This is a genomic window from Lysinibacillus capsici, from assembly GCF_020217405.1.
Classification (GTDB): Bacteria; Bacillota; Bacilli; order Bacillales_A; family Planococcaceae; genus Lysinibacillus; species Lysinibacillus capsici.
In genome coordinates this window covers 1990144-2012782 of record NZ_CP084108.1, presented here as the reverse complement: position 1 = coordinate 2012782, position 22639 = coordinate 1990144, and the positions used below count along the sequence as shown (strand labels likewise).

Sequence of the window (22639 nt, the reverse complement as noted above, 5' to 3'; positions counted from 1 at the left end):
ATCTGTATCCAGTAACGCATATCTACAATGGTATGCTTATCCTCACCAAACTCGTTGTATAAACTTCCACAGTCTTGATGATACGTTTTAGGTTTTGGTAGTAGTCATCATTGAATAGAAGCATTAAGTCACAAATCACCAAGGCTTTTTTATGTTGTAATTTATAAAAAAATACATATTAAGGTGATTCTAGTGACATTTATCAGAAAATACTTAAATATTGTTTACTTCGTTATACTTTTTTTACTTTTGTCTGTTTCGGATTATTTCAAAAAAGGTAATTGGGATTTTCTTAATAATCTCTTCTTTTCTTTATGGGCAGTACTTGTTTATGCTTTTTTAAATTGGGCATGGAATAGTAAAAAATATGAAAAGAAATAGCATACTGTTCATTAACTCTAAGGATAATCTGCAACTCTTTCCCAACGGTTTATCCCATTCTTAATGTTTGGAGATCCTATCTAACACAATCGCTAGTTCTTGTCGCTCTCCAATGTTTAAATACTTTTCAACATCAAGCTCATTAATTATTGTATAATGTCTTTCTTTTCCTTCTAAAACTGTATCTTCAAATGTGGGCTCTCCTTGTGATTGTTTAAAAATAGCTGCAACTTCCTCCTTAATTCGTGGATAACTGTGTTGTGCATTTCCATTCTCCCTTCTGTACAAAATTTATCAAATATTCACTGCGTATCTACTGCTAGTTGCACACATCTCAGGTAAATTTGCTCATACAAATGCTTCAGCAAATGGTGGAGGAACAGAGTTTCCACAAGAGTTGAGAGCACGTGGATTGGCATACATGATACTTGTTCCCTTTTCAAAAATAATACAAGCTCATAAATTGCAAGTAGTGAATATGTATCTATTGATAATTTCACTATATATTTTGAGACATTAGGGGTATTAGAATTAATTAATTGGTTTGAAACACCTTTTAATCGTTATGGAACATAAAAATTTTTCACCCTTAACAGAACGTACACTCCCTTAAAGGTGGTGGTTATTATTTAAATTTAACAGCAACTATAAGAAATTAAGAAAGGAGAATAATTATGGCAAGTTATACAGTTTTACCACCTACCAAGAAAGGAGAACTTCGAATAAATGTTACTGTTAAACATGGGTATGATGAAGAGACGGGTGAACGACTTATACTAAAACCATACGTATGAAATCCATGTCTGATCGTGCAATAAAGGAAGCTATTACAGATTTCGAAATCGAAGTATCAAATAAGAAGATGAAAAGTTAAAAAAGTGGAATTAAAAAATAAAATGGGTGACGCTTGGAATCCGATAAAAGATGATGATGGAACTCCATTAAATTTAATCTTTACAAAATCAGATGGTTATCCATCAAAACCTGCTGCTATAGATCTAGCTTGGAGAAGAATTATTGAAAAGTACAGTTTACCAAAGTTGAATTTTCACGCATTACGACATTCATATGCCTCATTTATGGTCAGTCGGAATGCAAATTTTAAGATCATACAGGAGCAACTAGGTCACTCTGATATAAAAATGACAATCAATACATATAGTCATCTAACCCAAAAGAATAAAAATGAAGCAAGCGACCATTTCGATGACTTTTTGGTCACTTGCTCAATTTTTCATCATATTTCTGCACACATAGCTCCCTAAAATTACAGCCACGACAATGCCATTTTTCTTGTGTTTGTTCAAAGTCCTCGATGTCCACGGGCTCGTTGGAAAAAATATCAGCCTGATACTTTTTCATTTCTAAAACACTGCGCTGAAACGTATACAAAATGTTCTCCATATCGATGTCTGTAAAACTATATTTCTTGCGCTTGCCTGTTAATAAATATTCATTATAGACCTCGATTTGCGCTAGAGACACACGGTATTTTTGCTGAACATAGTAAGCGTAGAGGGCTAATTGCTGACGGTCATCATCAGATTCTCCACCGGTCTTCCAGTCAACAATAATCCATTTATCTCTCAGTTCATCATAATAATGAAAGTCCATAACAACAAATACCTGGACATCTTCTATTTTCATGGAGCGGAATTGCTCTGGCTCCCCGATACGGAGAGAGCCTTTTTGTGAGTTGATTTGCTGGAATGTTTCACTCATTAAAAAATGATTAAAGACAAGTTGTAAACGTTCTTTATAGTCTTGCACTAGCTCAGGAGAAAGGGTGCCATGATAATAGATTTCCTGCATCATATAATACTTATTTGGTTTTTGCCTCCAAAATTCAAGACGACGAGTGGAGTCAATAAAGGCTGCATTCAGCTGCCCGCGACCCAATTGAATTAGCTCCTCTACAGTGGGAGCTTTTCCTGTTTGTAAATAATCATTAATGGCCTGCTCAATGTATCGATGGACAATTTGCCCAAATAAAATAGGCATCGATTGCAGCTTTTTTAAGCGATACACCTGTTGATGATATGGCTCCACATTGTAACTGAGCCACCCGTTATGTGAAAAGTAATATTCATAGCCGTATTTGCGGGCGCAGCTTGTCAATGTTTTATGACGCGATAGCGACCACGAAAAGGTTGGATAGGGTGAAATTTCAAACAGGGCAATCACCTCCTAAAGCTGATGGATGAAATCATAAACAAGCTGTATAATCAGCACAATCGTTACAATACGCAGTAAAAGCTTTACCTGATGTGCTTTCACTTTTCTGGCTAGCACAAGCCCAATTTGTGCACCAATCGTCGAGCCAATCATTAAAATAAGCGTTAACGGCCATTCGATTTTCCCTGTAGCAATATAGGTAATCGCTGCTCCTGAGCACATTGCAAATACCCCTACCCGTGATAGCCCCACGGCTTTAATATAGGAAATCTTCTCATGTGCATATGTATAAAGCGCCAATGTACTACTGCCCGGACCAAACATACCGTCATAAAAGCCAACTCCAAGAAGGATAGGACCGTTTTTTCGATTCATCGTAAAACGTTCCTTGTCGCCAAAATCAGCTCCACCCATAAAGGACATGACAAGCGCAAAGCCAAGTAAAATAATAGCAATAAACGTTAATGATTGACTACTCATGAATGAAGCGAAAAGTCCCCCCAATGTACCTCCGATTAAAGAGACAAGTAACACCGAACGCATTTCGTTCCATGCTAATTCCTTACGTTGATAAATTGTATAAAAGCTTGAAAAAGCACTCACCATATTGGACACTTTATTTGCGCCAATAGCCGAATGGACGGGTACACCCATTAGCATCATCGTTGGCAAGGTAATTAAGCCACCACCCCCAACTAACGTCCCAATGACATTCCCAATGATGCCAATAAGTAAAAACAACAAGTATTCCATAATATCCTTCTTTCCCTAACACAAAAAGCAATCATTCTATGATACAGTATAACAGATTGTTATTATCAATGATGATGGAAATGAGGAGCAAGGATGCATATACAACAAAAAACACCCACACCACGCTTTTGTCACCAGCTAACGGTTATTGTGGCGACTATTTTTCTAGCCGGCATTACAGCGACACTCATTCAATACGGCAAGCTCCCTGCCATGATTCCTGTCTTGCAAAGCTTCACGAGTGACCATGCCCAATTTGGTCCGAAAATTGCTATTTTTTATTTACCCTTTGTCGCTCTTATGCTCTTTCTACTCTTACACTATTTAGAGATAAAGGCAGCTTATCCTGTGATGCGTAAAAATAAAGCACCGCTCTCCCATAAACAGCGACAAAATGGCATCCTTACGTTTTGTCTCATCAAAAATAGTATTCTATTGTATTTTACCTACTCCCTATTCAATGACCTGACGGTAGCTCTAGGAAGTGAACGTATTTTACAACAATGGCATGCTTACTTATTTTTACTGCTGTTATTTGGCATCTTCATGATAGGGATTGTGCGAGGCATTTTGTTGGCTAAAAAAAGTTAATGTAAAAAAAGAGAGCATGTTTTAACAATGAACATGCTCTTCTTAGACTAATTATTATTCAATGGATGTCATTAATTCATAAAAATATTTTTTCTCCTGCGTCTCATAAAGCTTATACCAAGCATGTAATGTTTCAGGTGTAAAAACATCGAGCAGCCTCAAAACATGGTAGGCAAAATCCAACGGTGCAATGCCAGATGCCGTTACTAAATTCCCTTCAGTTACGGCTGGCTTCTGTTTAAAATATTCATCCCCAATATAATGTGGACAAAGCATCTTCAAGTATTCGAGATCGTTGCTCGTATGTTGTCTTCTATCAAGCAAACCAACCTTTGCGAGACCAAATGTTGCACCACAAATTGCAGCTACGAAAACATCTTCATTCAACGCTTTGGAGACTTTATTCAATACAGGCTCATGAATAGATTCTAGCCATGTATTGCCTCCTGGAAGAATCAAGATATCCATGCTATTCAAGTGACATTCAGCAACGGTCATCGTTGGAAGTATGGTGATGCCACCCATCGTCGTAACAGGACTTCTATCAATCCCTACTGTCATCACCTCTAAAGGCTCTAGCCCCTTTTTAAAATATCTACCTGTATTTAATTCGGCCATTAAATACCCTATCTCCCAATCTGCCATCGTATCAAATACATAAAGATAGACTTTTCTTGTCTGCATAATAAACACTCCTTTTATTGAAACTATGCTTAGTATAAAAAAACTTTACTGACATTCTCCGTCAGTAAAGTTTTCATTTTCATAAAAATGGATGAGCTCATATAGAACGTCAATTATCTTTTGCTTTAGACTTATGGGTTCTACTACTTGGATTGATTTTCCATAGGGAAAAAGTAAATAAGGTACATATGTATGTAGTGCTTCCTCATCTACTAAAAATATTGCGTTCTTACTGGTGCGTTCTTGGAGGTGATACTTTAAAAACCAATGCTGACTGATTGCATCCACAGCACTTGTCTTTCCACAAATGATGAAGGGCACAAGGTTCTGTTTATGTTCCTCTTGGGGAAAAAGGCTTTCCATAAAAAAATCACTGGCAGAGAAAGATTGTGGTCGTTGGAAGGGAATGACGGTTTGATGCAGACTGCTAATTCGGCCTACTTTAAAAGTACGGATTTCATTTCTTACATGACAAAAGGCAACGACATACCAGTTTTGATTCCAATAAACCAAACCATATGGATTAACCAACCTAGACTTAGATTGCTCTTCATTATTAGTATGGTATTCCATTTCTATAGAGGTTTCCTTTACTATACTCTCTTCTAATTTTTTTAATAGTGGCTCCAATGAGGATTCTGTTGGACCGATTATCTCGAAACCTTGTAAATGCTGTTGAATCATTTTTTCTTGCTCCTGATTTGAATACATTGTAAGCTTTGCTTTTGCACTATTTAATGCCTCATCTAAAAAATAACCAGCTTCTTTTGCAAAAATAGAAGCATGAAGTAATGCCGCTTTCTCATCAACATCAAAAATAAGAGGACTTTTAATAAAATTATTTAACAGGGTATATCCTCCATGATGACCTGTTTCAGCTATAATCGGCACACCGCTGGCAGAAAGTGAGTTAATATAGCGGTAAACGGATCTGATATTAATCTCTAATTTTTCAGCGATTTCTTTCGCGGTAATTTTCCTACCTGAATTCAACAACCATAAAATCTGCATCATTTGATCCATTTTAGACAAACATTTTCACCTCATTGAATTAATTTATGATTTCTGACACAAAATCAGGCTACCTGATACTGTTATCAAGTAGCCCTTCCATTATGCCTTTACCAATTCATCTTCCATTTGCTTAAAATTATGTATTAAACCGTATTTCTGTATGCCACGTGCTTGTTGGATGCTGGCATCCGCGAATTGGCGGAAATTAGCCTGATCCTTTATTGTACAGGCATAGACCGCTTCAATTGCAGGTTGCATCCACGGCTGTGTTAGTTTATCACTTCTCATATCGGCCGCTCGACCTTCCAGCGCAGCAATATAGCATAGTGCATAGCTAGTTAAAGGCTCCTTATCAATTTGTCTTGCGGCTACTTTAGCAGCACCAAGATTCTCCTCCATAATGGCCTTAATAAAGAGGTAATTGTACTTAATGGCTGGCTGCTTATAATGATGGATGATGACATCGATTGCCTGAATCTGTTCCTCTTTTGTCCCGTAAGCTGATGCATAGAGAGCAGCAAATATAGGCTCTTTTCGGTGATTTTTAACCCATTTATCCACCTGTTCCATATTGTTTGTGCGATATAAAATATGTATATGGCGATAAATCATCCCTATCGCAATTACTGCAAATATCCCAAGAGAGATGGATAGACGAACACCCGCTAAGGACAGCGTCAATGCCAATAAAATAATAGCTAAATAAAAGAATGTTAATTTAACAATTTTCATATTACCTCCTACTGTAATTTCCTACGCATTTTACGAGAAAAGATATAGCCTGCCCCTAAAAAAAAGATAAGAGCCATCACTTTCATAATAGGAATAATAAACAGCTTGCTAATAACGACTACAACGAGGATATAATAGACAACCATCGCCAGTAAAAACAATGTCAGCTTATTCACGAAGTTCCCTACTTTCCTTTAGTGCCGCCTCAATCGCTGCTAAAGCTTTTGGACCCATTCCATGAAGATGAGCTAATGTAGAAAGCTCAACTCTTTCTAGCTGCTTCAATTCTGTATAACCCGCTTGATGTAATGCGCGAATTGCTGGTTTTGCTACTCCCTTAGGCCACTCTGTCATGCTTGCACGTCCCTTCACGAAAAAATCCTCTCTGCCCTATTATGCAAGTGACAGCAAAGAAATGCAAATAAGTCAAAATTTAAACATATACAAGCACGCCGCTATGAAATTTACGATACTATGGATACTCCAGCTAGTGACAATGGAACCTCCAGCAATTCGTTCGTTCACCCAGCCCATCACATAGCCAGCAAGCGCTGTAGTAAGCACAACTAATAAGATTACATGAAGCGGAAGCACCGACCATAGCATGGCCCCATGAACACAGCCAAAAACAATACTTTGCAAGAGATTTGCTACTTGAAAATCAAAAATCTTCATCAATCTCTTTAATAAAAAGCCGCGAAATAATAGCTCCTCTGATAAACCTGTTTGAATAATAGCGTAGAAAAGTGCTGGAATGACGGCAGCAGCTCCAAGTCCCGCGAATTGATTCGCCGCTAGCAAGGAGCGATCAATATAGAAAAAGACTAGTGCAAAGCTCGGTATTAACATCGTGAAAGTAGAAAGTACAATGTACATAGCATACCTTCCCTTGTGCACAATAATAGGCTTTTGCAATCCTATCCACGTTAAAAAGGGCTGTTTTTTTCTCGCTGTACAAAGCCACCAAATAAACGGAATCACTGAAAATAACATCACTTGCAAAATGGCACTGATTAAACTATTCATCATCTTATTTCCCCTCCTGTTTACTACAAGCATAGAAGAAAGTGCCATTTTTTTCAATAGTTATTTAACGATAAACGTTAAATTATTTATCTTTATTGTTAATTATTAAATGTTTTACAATAAAAAACGATGTCAAAGGGCTTCTCCTTTGTCTTTTCAGTTATTTTCATTTATACTCTATTACAGATATTAAGGGTCTGTAATAGAGATGATAAAACACTGGAGGCTATCACAATGCGTACATTATCTACACATTTATTAGAAAAGGCACGAACATATGAGCACAGCACAAGAATTTCAGTGCCTGCCTATGACACATTATTTGCCGTGACACAAGCCTATTTCCGCATGCATTTAGGAGAACAAGAAGCATCCCTGCTTGTTGTAGGAGCTGGTGGAGGCAACGAGCTTTCTGCATGGGGACCAACAAACCCTAAATGGATGTTCACTGGGATTGATCCATCTGAGGAAATGCTCCAAATCGCACAACATAAAGCCGTGCAACTGGATATTGAAAGTCGCGTTCAGCTACTACAAGGAACAATTGAGCGCTTACCCCAATCAACACCGAAATTCGATGCGGCAAGCTGTATCCTCGTTCTTCATTTTATTGAAGATCGACAGGAGAAACTCCATCTACTGCAAAATATTCACAAGCAATTAAAACCTGGAAAGCCCTTTGTCCTCGCTTGTGCCTACGGAGAACGAGAAAGTGACGAGCTACAAAATCGCATCAAAATATGGCAAAGCTACTTTTTAGATGCCGGCTATACAAAAGAAAAGGTAGATAGCATGGGCAAGGGCATCATGAATATTTCCTTCCTCTCCGATCAAGAAATCCAACAGCTATTAAGTGAAGCGGGCTTTCAAAATATTACCCGCTTTTTCTCATCAGGTCTCTTCGCAGGATGGATGAGCCACGCCTAACCACAAAGCCCCCTCCATTACACAATCAATGGTGGGGGCTGAAACTTAGATTTATAGTGGTATTGAGCGGGCTCTCCACCAACATCCATCACATCGAAAAAAATTACCAATAAATACTGTAATAATAAACAGTTTCATCAATCGTCATGCCCATTTTTTCATAGAGCTTCTGTGCTTGGACATTATCTCTGGCAGTTTCTAGCATCATGTAACGAGCATCTTCCTGCTGACAATAGCTATAGCATTGCTCCATCAACGCCTGTGCTACACCTTGTTTTCTGGCTTGTTTCGCCACAAATAAATCATTTAAGAGAAACGCTCGTTTCATAGCTACGGATGAAAAGACTGGAAACAATTGTGCAAATCCAACTGGCTCCTCCTCCAAATATGCCAGGAAAATAATAGACTCTGCTCCCATTACTCGCTCCTGTATAAACTGCTCAGCTTGCTGTAAATCAGATGATTGTCCATAAAATTCACGATAGGCATTAAATAATGGGACTACGTCTCCCATCGTTTGCTGTGTCACCATACAAATTTTCATATTTTAATCTCCATTTCCTTTTGATTGTCCTTCTAGTATGATGGTAGTAAATAATCTGACATTTCAAAAGAAACAGTTCCAAACATTTTAACATGTCAAGGTGGTGCCTTATGGACGATTTTATCTTTCTATTAACAGAAAAAGAGGCAAAATATAAGCAAGTGTACCAGCAAATTAAAGCACTTATTATGCAAGGTTCACTTCAAACAGATGATTCCCTGCCCTCTATACGAAAACTTGCAGAAACTTTACAGGTCAGTCGTAATACTACATTAACCGCTTATGAACAGCTTGTAGCAGAAGGATACATACGTGGGGAGGGACGAAAAGGCTATTTCGTCAATGCACTAGAGCAGGTTTTTCTAAAGGAGCAGGAACAGGCCCCTATGACACAGCCAAAAAAGAAGGCTGCATCCTATCTTGTAGATTTTCGCGCTGGGGCTGTCGATCAGCAACATTTTCCCATGAAAACATGGCGCCAAATTGCCAATCAAGTATTACAGGAATCAACCTGTTACGAATATGGAGAACTGTTTGGAGAATCAGTGCTAAAGGAGCAGCTTGTGCAATATTTACTGCAAGCAAGAGGGGTTTATACAACGAGCGACACTATCATTATCGGTAGTAGCACACAGCAAATGCTCTTGTATCTTGGCTTTTTGCTAAAAGAATCTTTCCCAAGCATTCTTTTGGAAGACCCTGGCTATGATGGTGCACGGGAAGCCTTCCAGTTACATCACTTCGAAATAGAGCCACTACCTGTAATGGAAACAGGAGCTCAACTTGACATACTCCAAAACTGTCAATCACGCTTAATGTATGTCACCCCGTCACATCATTTCCCATACGGTGTGTCCATGTCTATTCAGCAGCGACAGACCTTAATACAATGGGCTCAACAAGTTGATGGTTATATTCTAGAGGATGATTATGATGGAGAGTTTCGCTATACACAACAGCCATTTCCTGCCCTTGCTTCCATCGACTCATCAAGGGTAATCTATCTCGGCACCTTCTCCAAATCATTTTTACCAGGTGTGCGTTTAAGCTATATGGTGCTACCAAATGCACTTGTTCAGCCCTATAAAGAGCGTTTTGCTCATTTTGAACAAAATGCTTCGTCCCTCCATCAACGCACAATGGCCCAATTTATGGCGCAGGGAGAATGGTCACGCCATATTAAACGAATGCGTTTGACCTATAAACAAAAAATGCAGCACCTTGTACAGGAGCTACAACGACATTTTGGGCAGCAAATATCCGTGTTAGGCGAGCAATCAGGACTCTATGTATTAGTGAAGATAAAGTCTCCGCTTTCCGAGCAGCAGCTAATCCAACGAGCGGCGACTTACGGTGTGAAGGTTTATCCGACAAGCCCCTTTTTTATCCATCAAAAAAATGAGGAACCCATGCTGCAATTAGGCTTTAGTAAATTAGCGTTGGAAGAAATCAAGCTGGGGATTGAGCTGTTAAAAGAGGCGTGGCAGCCATAACCATCAACGTTATGGCTCTTACCCCATACCACTTAAAAGTAATCAATAAATGTTGGGATACCTACTGGTAAAACCGCCTCCAGCAATGCAATTTCCTCTGCACGTCCCTGTAATCGTTCAATTTTTTCTAAATAGGTTGGACGTTTGTAGCCTAACAGCATGGTAGCCAGTGTTTGCACTGTTAAATGCACAGCATTCGCGTTCAACGTCTCACTTACCTTCTGCACAGCAAGGTTTCCATCTTTCATTTTGATGATGTAGGTACCATTATTCCACGCCACAGTGCGATCACTGACAGCTAGCTGAAGCTCGAAATCCTGACCGTTAAATGGATAGCGCAGTAAAAATTCTTTGACATCGACGATTCTTGCCATGAAATAAGGTGATACCTTTTGAATGATCTCGCTGTCCTCTAATAAAAAGGCTACCGCTTCATTTCCGGTTGTTTTCCCATAGACATTGTAGACCATCGAGCTGTGAGCCGAGACGAAATTCCATAAACCTTTCCGAGCCTCTTCCTGCATATAGACGATTTCATCAATGTAATAATTTTCCTCCATAATACGATAGAACATATAGCCCTGCGCCACATCTTCTTCATCATAGTAGACCGCTGCCTGAAGGTTCACATCACTATCTATAAATTTCTCCTCCCAGAAATCCTCCTGAAATTTCTCGTTCCAGGCAATACTATTGCGCACCATTACGCCATGCGTTTTCTGTGCATAGCGTGCGTAGATATCCACCACATCCTCATGCTTCGGATCAACTCGGCGAATTTTCCCATTAAGCCCAGCATAATGAGGAAGCTGTGTATCCTTCACTTGAAATTCCACAATATCACTCATAATTTCCCATCCCTTTTTGCGGTAATAAGGAATAGAATATGGAAACAAATAGGATATATATTGTCCTTCATTTCGCATACTTTGCAGACTCTCAATGATCAAGCTCTCCATTAAGCCATGTCCTGAATATTCAGGGTATGTCCCAACTGCTGTGATGCCACCCATTTCATAAATCTTACCATGCACATTCACCTCAAAAGGCAAACTTAATATTTGCGATACAAGCTGTGAGCCATCAAACCACCCGATAGCATGCCCTTCATTAAATTGCCTACTCTTAGCATTCACAAAGCGACGATCCTTGTGAATGGACATTGACATTTGAAAGACATAATTCAGTAAATCAATGGACTGTGCCATTTCATCTAATCGGATTTCTCGCATGATTAAGCCTTTTCGTTGATTCATGATTCTCTCTCCTCATCAAATAACTCTCTTAATATGGACTGTGGCGCATCTAAAAAACGTTTGGTCACGATGTAATGAATGGTATCCTCATAGCGAATGGATTCAATTTCTCCTTGATCAAAACTATAAATCGTTGCATTGGGATAGCCAAGCAAAATGGGTGAGTGTGTAGCAATAATAAATTGTGCCTCATGCTCGAGGTCCTTCATGATTTTCAGCAAGCTCAGCTGCCTCGTTGGAGACAATGCCGCCTCAGGCTCATCCAATAAATAAATGGCTTTACCCTTAAAGCGGTTCATAAATAACGCAAGAAAGGATTCACCATGAGATTGATGGTGTAAAGATTTCCCACCAAAAGCGTTGTATCTCCTTGGATCTTCTATCAAATCAATATGGCTGGCAAATTGATAAAATGTTTCTGATCGAAGAAAAAACCCATTCGATATTTTCGGCAGCCACGACAAACGGATATATTCCCCCAATGAAGATTCCGCCTTATGTACTTCATATAAATTTTGACGACCACCACCAGCCGTATTGAAATCGCAACGATCAGCAATCGCCTCCAGTAATGTTGATTTCCCCGAACCATTTTCCCCAACAAAGAACGTCACATTCGTTGGGAACTCCAGTTCATGCAAATCCTGCAAGCTTGGAATATTAAAAGGATACTCCTGTTTATTGGGAATCGTATCCTGTAACACCTTACATGACTTTAAATACATTTCATTTCCTCCTTACTCTTATTATAGCGAACATCCCTCAAGCTGAAACGTAATCCACCTACCTGTTTGATTGAAATGTTACCTTTTTATGTATCCACCCAAGCCAGCCCAACATAAATAGCCTAAAACAGCTGACGAAGTCCCTACCATTTTCACAACTCGCTATGAGATATTTCCCGAGAAATAAATAAAAAACATGTCGAAAGTTGCAATTCCTACCTGTAGTATCATGTCATATTTTTGATTTTTTTATAAAAAAAGTGGACATTGACCTCCTCTCTAACTGATTAAGTGAATGATTTCTCTGCAACATGCAGTAGTGTTTTCCATTGCAATTTTATTTCGCTGTGGCTTGCTAAATGATTGTTTCTAATAAGTGGGGTACCTCTCTTTTTGATCACCTAGACTTCCTTTCTGAGCGGATATTTTGGATCACTTTCATTACCTAAATTGATCCGATTCAAAAAAAGGCTCAATACCCATTTCTTTTAACAATAATTCCCAATTACTTCTTTTATCTGCCAAATGTTGTTTAGGTATTAAAATTTCTTCTCTTAATCGCTGAAACAAATTCGGGTTATGCTCTGGAAACCATTCCTCATATCTGATCCCTTGATTTATTTCTATTTTTATTAAAAATAAAACAATATCTTCATACATATAGGGGAATTCTTTCTCTATCTGCTCATGATGTGCTAACAGTGCATAAAGATAATCTTTAAAACGATAAAATCGCTTCTGGTCTAATGGATTGGAGCTCCATTTTTTATTTTCCTCCCACTCTTGTATGGGCTGAAATATCTGAAGAGAACCCGTTTCCCAAGTACCCAGCATACAAGTAAATGCAGCTATAGCGTACTTTCTCGTTTCATCATCTGGATCTCCAAAATATTTATAGTAATCCTCCCGATACTTACTAAAATTTCCACTAGTATGATAACCTCCAATAGCAAAACCTTCCAACCCTCGTTTTGCTTGTTCAATGATATTATTTGTCATTCTTCTTACTCGCCTCCTTTTCTTTACTATCTAATCATGTTAATCTAACGTGATATTAACATAATTAACCAACCGGCAATGTAAAATATATTTATTCCATTCACCCACAATATGACTATTAAGTATTGTATGGGATTCTACGCCTCTTTCCCCTCACTAAGTTATAAACTTCTATAGGAAACTAATTACTAGTTTTCCTCTGTGCTTGGCTCTCTCATTTTATGATTACCTTCAGTAACTCGATGAGCGGGTTTCCTCTCTATATGATCACCTCTAACAGCTTTTCGAGCGGTTCCATTCATTCTTTGCTCACCATCTCCAAAGTTCTAACTATTATCCCTCGCTCATAAATTGAGTAACAATCAAAAGTCAGAAGGAGAATCGCAATGTTTGTGACGCATTATTACGAAAACAAGACGTCCGTTTTAAGTCAATTGCTCGTCAAGCTACCTACTGTGGAAGAAGATATTCGCATTAAAGGGCGTAAGGCAAAGGTGTTGGAGGTACTACAAGTTGATGACAACCATTTTCATGTGAAGATATTGTTTGAAAAAATCCCTAAAAAACAGCCTCTTAAAGAGCTTGGAAAGAAAAAGAGATAATCGACTAAAACATGGTTTATTCCCTTAAATTTCGGGAATAAAATAGGTAATGATTACGAATCATTCACTTTAAATTTCTTCAAGCAAAACCGTTGACTTTTTAATTGATAACAATTATCATTATCAATAGATTATTTCTTTCTCCAAATTGCTTTATTCAGAATCCCCCTCTTTTTTGAATAAGCATGTATCAAACGGATATTCTTACATCAGACTAAGAGTATCCGTTTTTATCTGTACATGAGGAGAACTTTACATACTAAAGGAGCTGTTTTGACATGGATTATCGTATCGAAAAAGACACTATGGGTGAAATTAAAGTACCTGCTAATAAAATTTGGGGCGCGCAAACACAGCGCAGTAAAGAAAATTTCCAAATTGGTACGGAACAAATGCCAATTGAGCTTGTGCAAGCTATGACGATCCTAAAGAAAAGTGCGGCGATTGCGAATAATAAACTAGGCAAACTTTCTGATATTAAAGCAAATGCCATCGTGCAGGCTGCAGATGAAATTTTAAATGGTCAATGGGACGATCAATTCCCTCTTGTGGTTTGGCAAACTGGTAGTGGTACACAATCCAATATGAATGTGAACGAAGTCATTGCTCACCGTGCGAATCAACTATTAGAGGATGCTGGTGAAGCGGACCGTATTCATCCAAATGATGATGTCAATAAATCACAAAGCTCAAATGATACATTCCCAACAGCATTGCATATTGCGGCTGTTTTAAAAGTGGAAGATTATTTATTACCAAGACTACGTTTACTAAAAGCAACTTTGGAAGATAAAGCAGCTCAATTTAAGGACATTATTAAAATTGGTCGTACGCATTTACAGGATGCGACACCTCTTACATTAGGTCAAGAAATTAGCGGCTGGGCAGCCATGCTCGCAAAATCAGAGCATATGATTATCCATAATATTGACTATATGAAGGAGCTTGCAATTGGTGGAACAGCGGTCGGTACAGGAATCAATGCTCACCCTGAATTTGGTGATCGTGTGGCTGAGGAAATTAGTGTGCTAACAGGCAAACAATTCACATCGGCTGCAAATAAATTCCATGCCTTAACAAGTCATGATGAAGCTGTTGTAGCACATGGTGCATTAAAGGCTTTAGCGGCTGATTTAATGAAAATTGCCAATGACGTGCGCTGGCTAGCAAGTGGCCCTCGTTCAGGTATTGGGGAAATTACGATCCCAGAAAACGAACCAGGCTCTTCCATTATGCCAGGTAAAGTAAACCCTACCCAAAGTGAAGCAATGACAATGGTCGTCACGCAAGTAGTTGGAAATGACGCAACGATTGCCTTCGCCGCTTCTCAAGGTAACTTTGAATTAAACGTCTTTAAACCAGTCATCATTTACAACTTCTTACAATCAACTCGCCTATTAGCGGATACAATGAAATCATTTAACGACCATTGTGCAGTAGGCATTGAGCCAAACAAAGAGGTACTTAATCATAATTTACAAAATTCATTAATGCTTGTAACAGCGTTAAACCCATATATTGGCTATGAAAACGCAGCAAAAATCGCAAAACAGGCCCACAAAGAAGGCACGACCTTAAAGGCAGCAGCCATCGCAAGTGGCTTACTTACAGAAGAACAGTTCGATGAATATGTAGACCCAGCAACAATGATTTATCCGAACGTAAAATAGAAGCAATGCATGTTGACTACACAATGCCTTTAAAACATTGATATATCAACGCCTCTGATAATATCACCCATTTTGAGCAACGAATGTTAATGTATTTTACGGCATGTTAGTGGGGCTAATAAAATACGGCTAGCGTATGCGTGAGTAAAAAAGATTGAGGCTAATCGCTTCAATCTTTTTTTCTTTATAACCCAGAACCCCTTTGAAGCTCTTTAGTCTTTAGTGTTATTTGCCTTTTCCTATAAACAAACAGACCAATAATAGAAAAAAGTAAAAGTACACTACTAGCAATTAAAAAGAATAAAGATAAACCTCTCTTTTCTCCCCAGTTGTTAAATGCTTGTGAAAAACCTATAAAAACCATTAAAAAAGATAGTACTAATTGAGGTTTTGAAACTTCTTTAAACAATAAGATACCTCCCTTTTTATTCACTTGATAATTTGAGGTGTTAAATGTAAATTAGGGCTGATTAAAACTGCAACGTGCGTAAAATAACGCGTGAGTAAGGCTATTTAATTTATCTAGTTTCTATAAAAGTAAAAACGCTAGAATTTTGATATAACCTTCTGGCGTATATGTATGATTTTTACGTTAGGTCAATGTTAGCTTAGTTTGAATAGCAACCTAAACGAACGTTACACCTCAAAAAAGCATATCATAATTTGGAATATGCCTTCATATTTAAATTCAAACTCTTTTTAAGAAATTTATGATTGGATATGTGACTTTTAATAAATCAATCATACATAAACAAATTAAGACCCCCCATCATGGATTGGCTTTTTTAAAAACGCCTCAGTTTACGATAAAAGATTATTTTTATTACTTATAAAGGAAATTTGTTCAGCTGATATAATAAAATCAATTAAATCCATCGTTTCATTTAGTAGCAAAACGTGAAATTCATATTTGTCATTCACTTTATATATTTCCTCATACAGCCACCATGCATCTTCTAACAAATCATCCTGTTTGATCATATTAAAATTTTCAAATATGACCTCATCTATATTTGTATAACTCCCGTTGTTATCAAGGAGTAAAATTAAGGATTGATCATTCTTGATTGACTTTATAATTTTGCAATCATGGAAACTAAAATCCCCATCAATTTCTATATCCAGTAATGTTGCGTTTTCTTTTATATATCTTTTATAATCTTCAATTACTGTAGTTACAATTCTTTTATTTTCCTCGCAAAGTTGAGTTACAGCATTTATTACATTACGAGTTGCCTTATCTAAAGCAAACACCCTTATATCTGCAATCTGTTGTACTATTGTTTTTGGTAATTGCTTTTTTAAATACATAAGATTATGTATGAAAATATCATGGAATTGTTCTATTCCCTTCTCTTTATTAAAAGGTTCATAGTGATTATCTTCACCTTTGTTTGCTGTTTCATTAGATTTTAATATTAAATTAGCTTCTTCCTGTAAAGTAAGCCAACTATTTAATTCAAAGTCGTAAAGCTGTTGAAAATATTCTTCTGAGAATGTTTCAGCTTGCTTTTCTTCCTCTAAATGCAGATGGAGATTATTTTTTTGACACAGTTCATGCCATTCTTTAGTAAAATATTTCATTTTATTACCCTCGTCTTTCTAATAGATGAATTTTTCACTAACCTACCTCGCTAGCTTAATAATCTAATTAAACCCTAACTTGGCGATCCTGTAGTAAAAAACCACATGGTCAATAAAATCAACCAACTTATTACAATCCCAATAATTAAACGCTTCATACACATGCCCTCTCAGATCTTACTTCCACTAATCTGCTTTGTAATGTAATAATACCTCTTAACTCTTTCATTTGGATAACTATTTCCATTCACCACTTCAGCCAAATAGCATGGATGAAAGCAAAATTAAAAGACATGAATCCCTATAGGATATCGAATCCATGCCAAACAGCTTCCTAATGAAAATAATTGTATCTATCCTATTCAGTCACTTCATCGGAGAGTGGTTTATTCATCCTCCTATGTAATCCATCCTCCATTACAGATGCTTATAACAAATTAAAATTCTCTCCGCTTATCTCATCCAGCTTTACATTAAAAGACAATTCATCGTCAATTAGATTAAATGTATCACTTTTTTCTTGTTTAGATAATTTTGAAATATAATAATAGTAGCTTGGTAATATTTCAAATTCATCATTTAAATGATCTCGTATTAATTGGTCATCTAGAAATTTTGAAACATCTCCTTTTAACAAATCATGTTTTATTAATTCTTTAGTATTGTTAGTAAAATCAGATACTACGTATGATAGAATATTGTTCTCATATAGCAATTTTTCAGAAGCACCTGAATAATTTAATAAAGATATCAATGTTGCATTATTAAAATTTTGTTGATCAATTAAAGATGAAACCTTCATTAAATAAATAGATTCAAGGTGGTCATGATAAGGATTTTCAATATCTACATTTTTATACATTGATTGCTTTTCAAAGGGTCTAATTCTCCCGGTTTTTAACAGTAATAAGTGATTATGATTGCTTAGATAGATGTTTTTGGAGGTATCTAATCTAAGTAAATTATCTCCGTTTGGAAGTAAAGGACTTAATCGTTTTATCTCTCCTGTTGAAGTGTTTACTAAAAAAATACATTGATAAAAAGGATGTCCATAGTTCATTTCTCTTTTCGAAATAAAATACAACAAATATTGATGATTAAGGTAAATTAACTTGGAATAATAGCTTTCATCCTTGAGTTCTTCAGAGGAAAAATAATTGTATAAATTTAATGTTACCGCATTTATTTGACTGAATGTTTGAAGATTAATTCTATGAAAATTTATGCTATTTTTATCTTTTAGACTAAAACAAAATTCATTATTCACAGTATCCAAAGCAAACTCGTCATAGCGGGTGTTTAGTTGTTGTTTGTTTTTGATCGTGCCGTTTTTTAAATGAATCTCACAATGCGCAATACTATCATTTTCTACTAAAATAGCCTCAAACTCTTCATTAATTTCATTTGTAGGGATTAGTGTTTATTATTCAAAAATATTCCCCCTGATATTTTTCTTTATAGTAAATAAATCTATTTTACTTTTATTCCTTACCAGCCTCTGAATAAAGAAGTTTTTCGAGTTCGTCCACCTTGCTCCCGTCTAATTGGTGTGTGAGCCCATATGTTTCACCCTTGCCATCGTTATTGATGATTACGTTGAGATCGTGAAGTAATTCAGTGAAATACGTAAAACACTTAGTTAATTCTCCATAGAACTCAGCTGTATCTAGACCTTGCTGTTTCTCTACCGATATCACATAATCCAGATGTCCCATCAAAATCTGCAGTACATTTAAATTTTCAAAATCCTTTTGAAGGTCTTCCCCTTGAACCCTAAAATAAATCATTTCCTTCGTGAGACGATCTGCCCTTGGGTAATATTCGTCTACGTCTGTTGTTTTGTTAATATCTTGGGCATGATAGGCAATCCATGCTTCCAACGTTGGTTCAATCCCATAGTTATTGAAGCCTTCAGGGGTTGAAACATCCTTCCAGATTTTCGAAGGGTTTACTGCTGCTACTTGTTTGATTGTCGTTACCTCAGTTTTTACCTGTACACCTTTCGTTTCTTCTTCCTCGATACAACCTGTTAACAATCCACTAATCAATAGTCCTGTCAATACAACTTTTATGAGCTTCATCTCTCTCACTCCTTAGAAGGTTAGCCATTACTTATAATAATACCTTACATTAGTTAATTTTATAATATTTTCCATTTAATAAATACGTGAAATATGGCTGATTTTCTATGTATCTCGCAGTAAAAAAAGCCACCCCTCATAATGAGTGCGACTTTTCTAACCACCTAAAATTCACTTTTCAATAGGGAAAAGATAGCGAGATCCACATACTTCCCTTTTTCAAATTCATGTTGCCTCAAAAGGCCCTCTTGAGAAAAGTTTAATTTTTCCAATAGTTTGATAGATGCTGTGTTTTCTGGCTCTATTTTTGCTTCGATTTTATTGATTCCCATGGATGTAAAGGCAAAGTGGATGATCGCGCTTAAAGCCTCTTGCATCACACCCTTCCCCCAATAGTCAGGGTTTAAATCATAGCCAATTTCTATACGATGATGCTCTTTTTCATAATTCAAATAGCCACATGTGCCAATCACCTTGTTGGTCTGAATTTCCTCGATTACCCATCTTAAGCCTTTTTGTTCTTTGAAAATTTTCTCATACCAATTGATTTCATCAATAGCATCTTCAACTGAAGCAAACAATGGTAATGGCAGGTACTTCACTACATTTTCATTAGAATAAAGACTTAAAATATCTTGGGCATCATCCATTATCCCTTTTCGTAAAATAAAACGTTTTGTTTCCAATTGAGGAAAAACCGTAAATTCGAATTGTGTATGCATACTACTCCCCTTTTTCACCATTTATTAGCATTTTACTATTGAATAATAACATAAAAACCTCTCATACTCTCTTTTACTGCTATTACAAATCACTCGTTATTATAGTAAATTGATTACAACCAAATAGCACCAACTCCGTCTAATAATTGAAAGGGTGTGGAGGATGCTTGAACATGTGAGAACATCAATAGAAGTTAGCAGTGAATGTAGTAAGGAGGAGAGGCTTGAATGGTTGATGAAGGCATACGGAGATGACATAGCACGTCTTGCCTTTACGTATATAAAGCACAAGCAGCTTTCGGAAGATATTGCGCAAGAAGTGTTTATAAAGTGCTATGAGCATTTAGATAATTTCAGGAATGAATCTTCCTATAAAACATGGTTATATCGAATTACTGTCAATCTATGTAAAGATAAATTAAAAAGCTGGTCTTATAGAAATATTGTTCTGACAGAATTTTTCTCAAAAATTAAGAGTACTAGTCAATCCCCTGAGTTGGAATTAGTCGGACAGGAGGATAAACGATTACTTTCTGAAAAGATTCTTGCTCTACCAATACGGTACAGAGAACTTATTATTTTATATTATTATGAAGAGCTGTCCTATAACCAAATAGCTGATTTGTTAGATTTGCGTTTACAAACCATTAAGTCTCGACTTCATAGGGCTCGCCTTTTGCTCAAAAAATCAATGGAAGGGTGCAAGATAAATGAATGATATGTTTAAAAATATAGGCAAGGCATTGGATGACACGGCATTCAAGGACATTCATTTTAATGAGAAACATAAAGAAAAAGTAAGGCAGAGGCTTCGAAAAGGTCACAAGAAACAGCCCCAATTTCAATCCATTTTCAATCATTTGTTACCTATAGCTGTCATTGTTTTTTTTCTTATAGGGGCTAGCTATTTTATGGTCACGGAGCTGACAGAACAACCAGTTGCTAAGGGAGACCGTTCACACGAACCTACAATGGAAACTTCTCTTTATCATCCCCCGATCCAAGAAGAATTTTATGGGGATATGACGAAAGAGGAAGTCGTGAGTAAATTATTAAATTCGATCGATTATTTTCACTCTGCAGCTGGAAAATTTGAAGAACATAAAATTTCTCAAGACGGTTCCACTAGAACATTAGGTGTTACTTATAAAATAAGTACCAAAAAAGAAATTGGAGGCTATGAAAAAATAATCGCTTTAGATGATAACACGACGGGAATCAAGAACGATACACAGGAGTATTATTATAACAACAGAAAGAGCTGGTTAAAATATACAGCACTTAATGGACAAAAAGTTTCTACAGTTAGTGAAACGAAACAGAAATCAAAACGAGACATAGTTACTCCTGAGCAAGCTTTTAGTATAGACTTGAAATATCCGCCTATTTCATCTAATAAATTGAGAGAAAGACCTTCATTTGGAAGTTCAAGTATATCGTTGTTCGCTTATGAGAAAGCAGCTAGTTATTTAAGAAATATGGAACATTGGGAGATTGAAAAACAAAATGAAGCGTTGTTAGGTCATAATACAATCGTATTAGCTGGGAAAATGGATGAAACGGTGACAAATAGTGAAAATTTAAAAGGCACGACAGAAGCGTTTCGTTTTTGGGTGGATAAAGATACTGGCATTCTCGTTAAAAGTGAAACATATGACCAAAATGGTGAGCTGACAAGCTATGTTCATCCAGAAAGGCTTGAAGTGAATGTGCCGATTGATCCACAAGAATTTATTCCAGACTTAGAGGGCTATCAGCTTCCTAGCAAACAGAAAAAAGATTGAGGCTTATTGCTTCAATCTTTTTTCTGTTTGAAGGTTTTAGTTTCTCAACATCATCAAACATTTCTCATCGATTTCTACCTCATCTACTGGCAGTTGGTCTAACGAAAGTTCGAATTTTTTCTCATGGTCCTCCCCTTCTTCTCCTATCCAGCAAATGTAGATTTCGCAATAATCTCCTTTGGGAAGGAATTTTTTTAGAAAGTCACATACATGGTGAAAAGTTCTTTTGGCTTTTTCATAGTTATGGGGGGAATACACTTTATTTTCGTTATGCATTTGCAAAATGGGCTCTCCCTTTGTTTCGATTTCATATACATAGGGTGTTGTAAAATGCTTTGCCTGTACAATTTGGCGATTCTCTTTTACTGAGAAAAAATAATTTATGTCAACTTCATTTTCTGTATAGTCATCCTGTATTTCAACTGGAAAATTGAAGCCTATATAGGTTGCCATACTCATATTTTGCTCCTCCTATTAAAAAAACCCTGTAAATGTACAGGGTGTCAGCAACGTAGCTGTTGATCGTGTAAATAGACACGCTTTGGAGTTCGTGCTTCTACGAATTTTTCTTGCATCACCAATTCCTGGACCACGCTTTGAAGAAATTGCTTGAAGCAAAAAGGCTTCAAACGACGGGTTGTCCGCTTCCTTTTATGAGGCTTGCTACCGTAGTTGGTCTACCGTGATGGCTGTTGCTTTGATGGTTTGGTGTTGCGGCGGTGTTTTTGGTTCAATATAGAGCGTTGTGTAATACGCATCCGCAATGACAATCACGTAAATAATGAATAGTAATCGTTTTGTTCAATGGTTCAAAAAAATCATTTCTCCCTTTTTTTATAGCTAACAATGAAAACTTATCTACTTATCATACGAGCAATTGATCAAAAGGTTTCAAA

At 36.9% G+C, this 22639-nt stretch carries 26 protein-coding genes; 8 read left to right on the top strand and 18 right to left on the bottom strand.

Features of this window, described 5'->3' with window-relative positions; all coding sequences use genetic code 11:
• Positions 1-1259: 1259 nt before the first annotated feature.
• Entirely contained in the window at positions 1260-1646 is a 387-nt protein-coding gene (locus LCP48_RS09635; RefSeq protein ID WP_216485479.1) for a tyrosine-type recombinase/integrase, read from the top strand.
• Here the strand turns inward: LCP48_RS09635 and LCP48_RS09630 are convergent.
• Together LCP48_RS09630 and LCP48_RS09625 are read right to left on the bottom strand one after the other, a co-directional pair.
• Positions 1600-2556 carry a PD-(D/E)XK nuclease family protein gene (locus LCP48_RS09630; RefSeq protein ID WP_081456921.1) on the bottom strand — a complete coding sequence of 319 codons (957 nt, stop codon included), beginning with the start codon at positions 2554-2556 and terminating at the stop codon, positions 1600-1602. The two genes, LCP48_RS09635 and LCP48_RS09630, sit on opposite strands and share 47 nt — an antisense overlap.
• Positions 2557-2568: 12 nt before the next feature.
• Positions 2569-3309, bottom strand: a complete 741-nt coding sequence (locus LCP48_RS09625; protein ID WP_004228897.1) for a sulfite exporter TauE/SafE family protein — start codon at positions 3307-3309, stop codon at positions 2569-2571.
• Between the two features lie 93 nt (positions 3310-3402).
• Here LCP48_RS09625 and LCP48_RS09620 point away from each other — a divergent pair, with 93 nt between their 5' ends.
• Positions 3403-3900 (top strand): hypothetical protein, encoded by a 498-nt coding sequence (locus LCP48_RS09620; protein WP_004228900.1) that lies wholly within the window; start codon positions 3403-3405, stop codon positions 3898-3900.
• A gap of 54 nt (positions 3901-3954) precedes the next feature.
• Here the strand turns inward: LCP48_RS09620 and LCP48_RS09615 are convergent, their stop codons facing one another.
• From LCP48_RS09615 to LCP48_RS09590, 6 genes are all read right to left on the bottom strand, one after another.
• A complete protein-coding gene (locus LCP48_RS09615) occupies positions 3955-4584 on the bottom strand; it encodes a type 1 glutamine amidotransferase family protein (RefSeq protein ID WP_216485481.1) in 630 nt (209 codons plus the stop codon).
• Between the two features lie 45 nt (positions 4585-4629).
• Positions 4630-5616: a helix-turn-helix transcriptional regulator gene (locus LCP48_RS09610; RefSeq protein ID WP_216485482.1), complete on the bottom strand. Its 987-nt coding sequence runs from the start codon at positions 5614-5616 to the stop codon at positions 4630-4632.
• An 81-nt stretch (positions 5617-5697) separates the two neighbouring features.
• Entirely contained in the window at positions 5698-6330 is a 633-nt protein-coding gene (locus LCP48_RS09605) for a hypothetical protein (protein WP_216485483.1), read from the bottom strand.
• A gap of 8 nt (positions 6331-6338) precedes the next feature.
• Entirely contained in the window at positions 6339-6506 is a 168-nt protein-coding gene (locus LCP48_RS09600) for a hypothetical protein (protein ID WP_004228911.1), read from the bottom strand.
• On the bottom strand, positions 6499-6684 hold the full coding sequence (locus LCP48_RS09595; RefSeq protein ID WP_036219058.1) for a helix-hairpin-helix domain-containing protein: 186 nt from the start codon (positions 6682-6684) through the stop codon (positions 6499-6501). Before LCP48_RS09595 ends, LCP48_RS09600 begins: the two co-directional genes overlap by 8 nt.
• 72 nt (positions 6685-6756) lie before the next feature.
• On the bottom strand, positions 6757-7359 hold the full coding sequence (locus LCP48_RS09590; RefSeq protein WP_004228915.1) for a CPBP family intramembrane glutamic endopeptidase: 603 nt from the start codon (positions 7357-7359) through the stop codon (positions 6757-6759).
• A 231-nt stretch (positions 7360-7590) separates the two neighbouring features.
• Between LCP48_RS09590 and LCP48_RS09585 the strand changes: the two genes are divergently transcribed.
• Positions 7591-8283, top strand: a complete 693-nt coding sequence (locus LCP48_RS09585) for a class I SAM-dependent methyltransferase (RefSeq protein WP_216485484.1) — start codon at positions 7591-7593, stop codon at positions 8281-8283.
• Positions 8284-8386: 103 nt separating this feature from the next.
• On the opposite strand, the gene LCP48_RS09580 is transcribed toward LCP48_RS09585, so the two are convergent.
• Complete coding sequence (locus tag LCP48_RS09580; RefSeq protein WP_009370971.1) at positions 8387-8827, bottom strand: GNAT family N-acetyltransferase; 441 nt, start codon at positions 8825-8827, stop codon at positions 8387-8389.
• Positions 8828-8937: 110 nt separating this feature from the next.
• Here LCP48_RS09580 and pdxR point away from each other — a divergent pair, with 110 nt between their 5' ends.
• The gene (gene pdxR / locus LCP48_RS09575) at positions 8938-10320 is read left to right on the top strand and encodes a MocR-like pyridoxine biosynthesis transcription factor PdxR (protein WP_216485485.1); all 1383 of its coding nucleotides are present in this window, start codon (positions 8938-8940) and stop codon (positions 10318-10320) included.
• Between the two features lie 32 nt (positions 10321-10352).
• Here the strand turns inward: pdxR and LCP48_RS09570 are convergent, their stop codons facing one another.
• The 3 genes from LCP48_RS09570 to LCP48_RS09560 all read right to left on the bottom strand — a co-directional run bounded on the left by LCP48_RS09570 (position 10353) and on the right by LCP48_RS09560 (position 13300).
• Positions 10353-11576, bottom strand: a complete 1224-nt coding sequence (locus LCP48_RS09570; RefSeq protein ID WP_202341878.1) for a GNAT family N-acetyltransferase — start codon at positions 11574-11576, stop codon at positions 10353-10355.
• Positions 11573-12301, bottom strand: a complete 729-nt coding sequence (locus LCP48_RS09565) for an AAA family ATPase (protein ID WP_036081249.1) — start codon at positions 12299-12301, stop codon at positions 11573-11575. The genes LCP48_RS09570 and LCP48_RS09565 overlap by 4 nt, the downstream gene beginning before the upstream one ends.
• A 441-nt stretch (positions 12302-12742) precedes the next feature.
• Entirely contained in the window at positions 12743-13300 is a 558-nt protein-coding gene (locus tag LCP48_RS09560) for a hypothetical protein (protein WP_225340901.1), read from the bottom strand.
• 386 nt (positions 13301-13686) lie between these two features.
• Between LCP48_RS09560 and LCP48_RS09555 the strand changes: the two genes are divergently transcribed.
• Complete coding sequence (locus LCP48_RS09555; RefSeq protein ID WP_202341875.1) at positions 13687-13902, top strand: hypothetical protein; 216 nt, start codon at positions 13687-13689, stop codon at positions 13900-13902.
• Between the two features lie 278 nt (positions 13903-14180).
• Entirely contained in the window at positions 14181-15572 is a 1392-nt protein-coding gene (gene fumC / locus LCP48_RS09550; protein ID WP_216485488.1) for a class II fumarate hydratase, read from the top strand.
• A gap of 184 nt (positions 15573-15756) precedes the next feature.
• Here fumC and LCP48_RS09545 read toward each other — a convergent pair whose 3' ends face one another.
• The 5 genes from LCP48_RS09545 to LCP48_RS09525 form a co-directional block, all read right to left on the bottom strand.
• Positions 15757-15981: a hypothetical protein gene (locus tag LCP48_RS09545; protein WP_004228947.1), complete on the bottom strand. Its 225-nt coding sequence runs from the start codon at positions 15979-15981 to the stop codon at positions 15757-15759.
• A gap of 392 nt (positions 15982-16373) precedes the next feature.
• On the bottom strand, positions 16374-17156 hold the full coding sequence (locus LCP48_RS09540; RefSeq protein WP_225340900.1) for a DUF4085 family protein: 783 nt from the start codon (positions 17154-17156) through the stop codon (positions 16374-16376).
• A gap of 427 nt (positions 17157-17583) precedes the next feature.
• Complete coding sequence (locus tag LCP48_RS09535; RefSeq protein ID WP_404805809.1) at positions 17584-18432, bottom strand: hypothetical protein; 849 nt, start codon at positions 18430-18432, stop codon at positions 17584-17586.
• Between the two features lie 205 nt (positions 18433-18637).
• Positions 18638-19237 carry a hypothetical protein gene (locus LCP48_RS09530; RefSeq protein WP_004228955.1) on the bottom strand — a complete coding sequence of 200 codons (600 nt, stop codon included), beginning with the start codon at positions 19235-19237 and terminating at the stop codon, positions 18638-18640.
• A gap of 164 nt (positions 19238-19401) precedes the next feature.
• Positions 19402-19959 (bottom strand): GNAT family N-acetyltransferase, encoded by a 558-nt coding sequence (locus LCP48_RS09525; RefSeq protein WP_225340899.1) that lies wholly within the window; start codon positions 19957-19959, stop codon positions 19402-19404.
• Positions 19960-20122: 163 nt separating this feature from the next.
• Between LCP48_RS09525 and LCP48_RS09520 the strand changes: the two genes are divergently transcribed.
• Together LCP48_RS09520 and LCP48_RS09515 are read left to right on the top strand one after the other, a co-directional pair.
• Complete coding sequence (locus LCP48_RS09520; RefSeq protein ID WP_202341871.1) at positions 20123-20677, top strand: sigma-70 family RNA polymerase sigma factor; 555 nt, start codon at positions 20123-20125, stop codon at positions 20675-20677.
• The gene (locus tag LCP48_RS09515; RefSeq protein WP_225340898.1) at positions 20670-21743 is read left to right on the top strand and encodes a hypothetical protein; all 1074 of its coding nucleotides are present in this window, start codon (positions 20670-20672) and stop codon (positions 21741-21743) included. The genes LCP48_RS09520 and LCP48_RS09515 overlap by 8 nt, the downstream gene beginning before the upstream one ends.
• A gap of 36 nt (positions 21744-21779) precedes the next feature.
• Here the strand turns inward: LCP48_RS09515 and LCP48_RS09510 are convergent, their stop codons facing one another.
• Positions 21780-22202 carry a hypothetical protein gene (locus LCP48_RS09510; protein ID WP_225340897.1) on the bottom strand — a complete coding sequence of 141 codons (423 nt, stop codon included), beginning with the start codon at positions 22200-22202 and terminating at the stop codon, positions 21780-21782.
• Between the last annotated feature and the right edge of the window lie 437 nt (positions 22203-22639).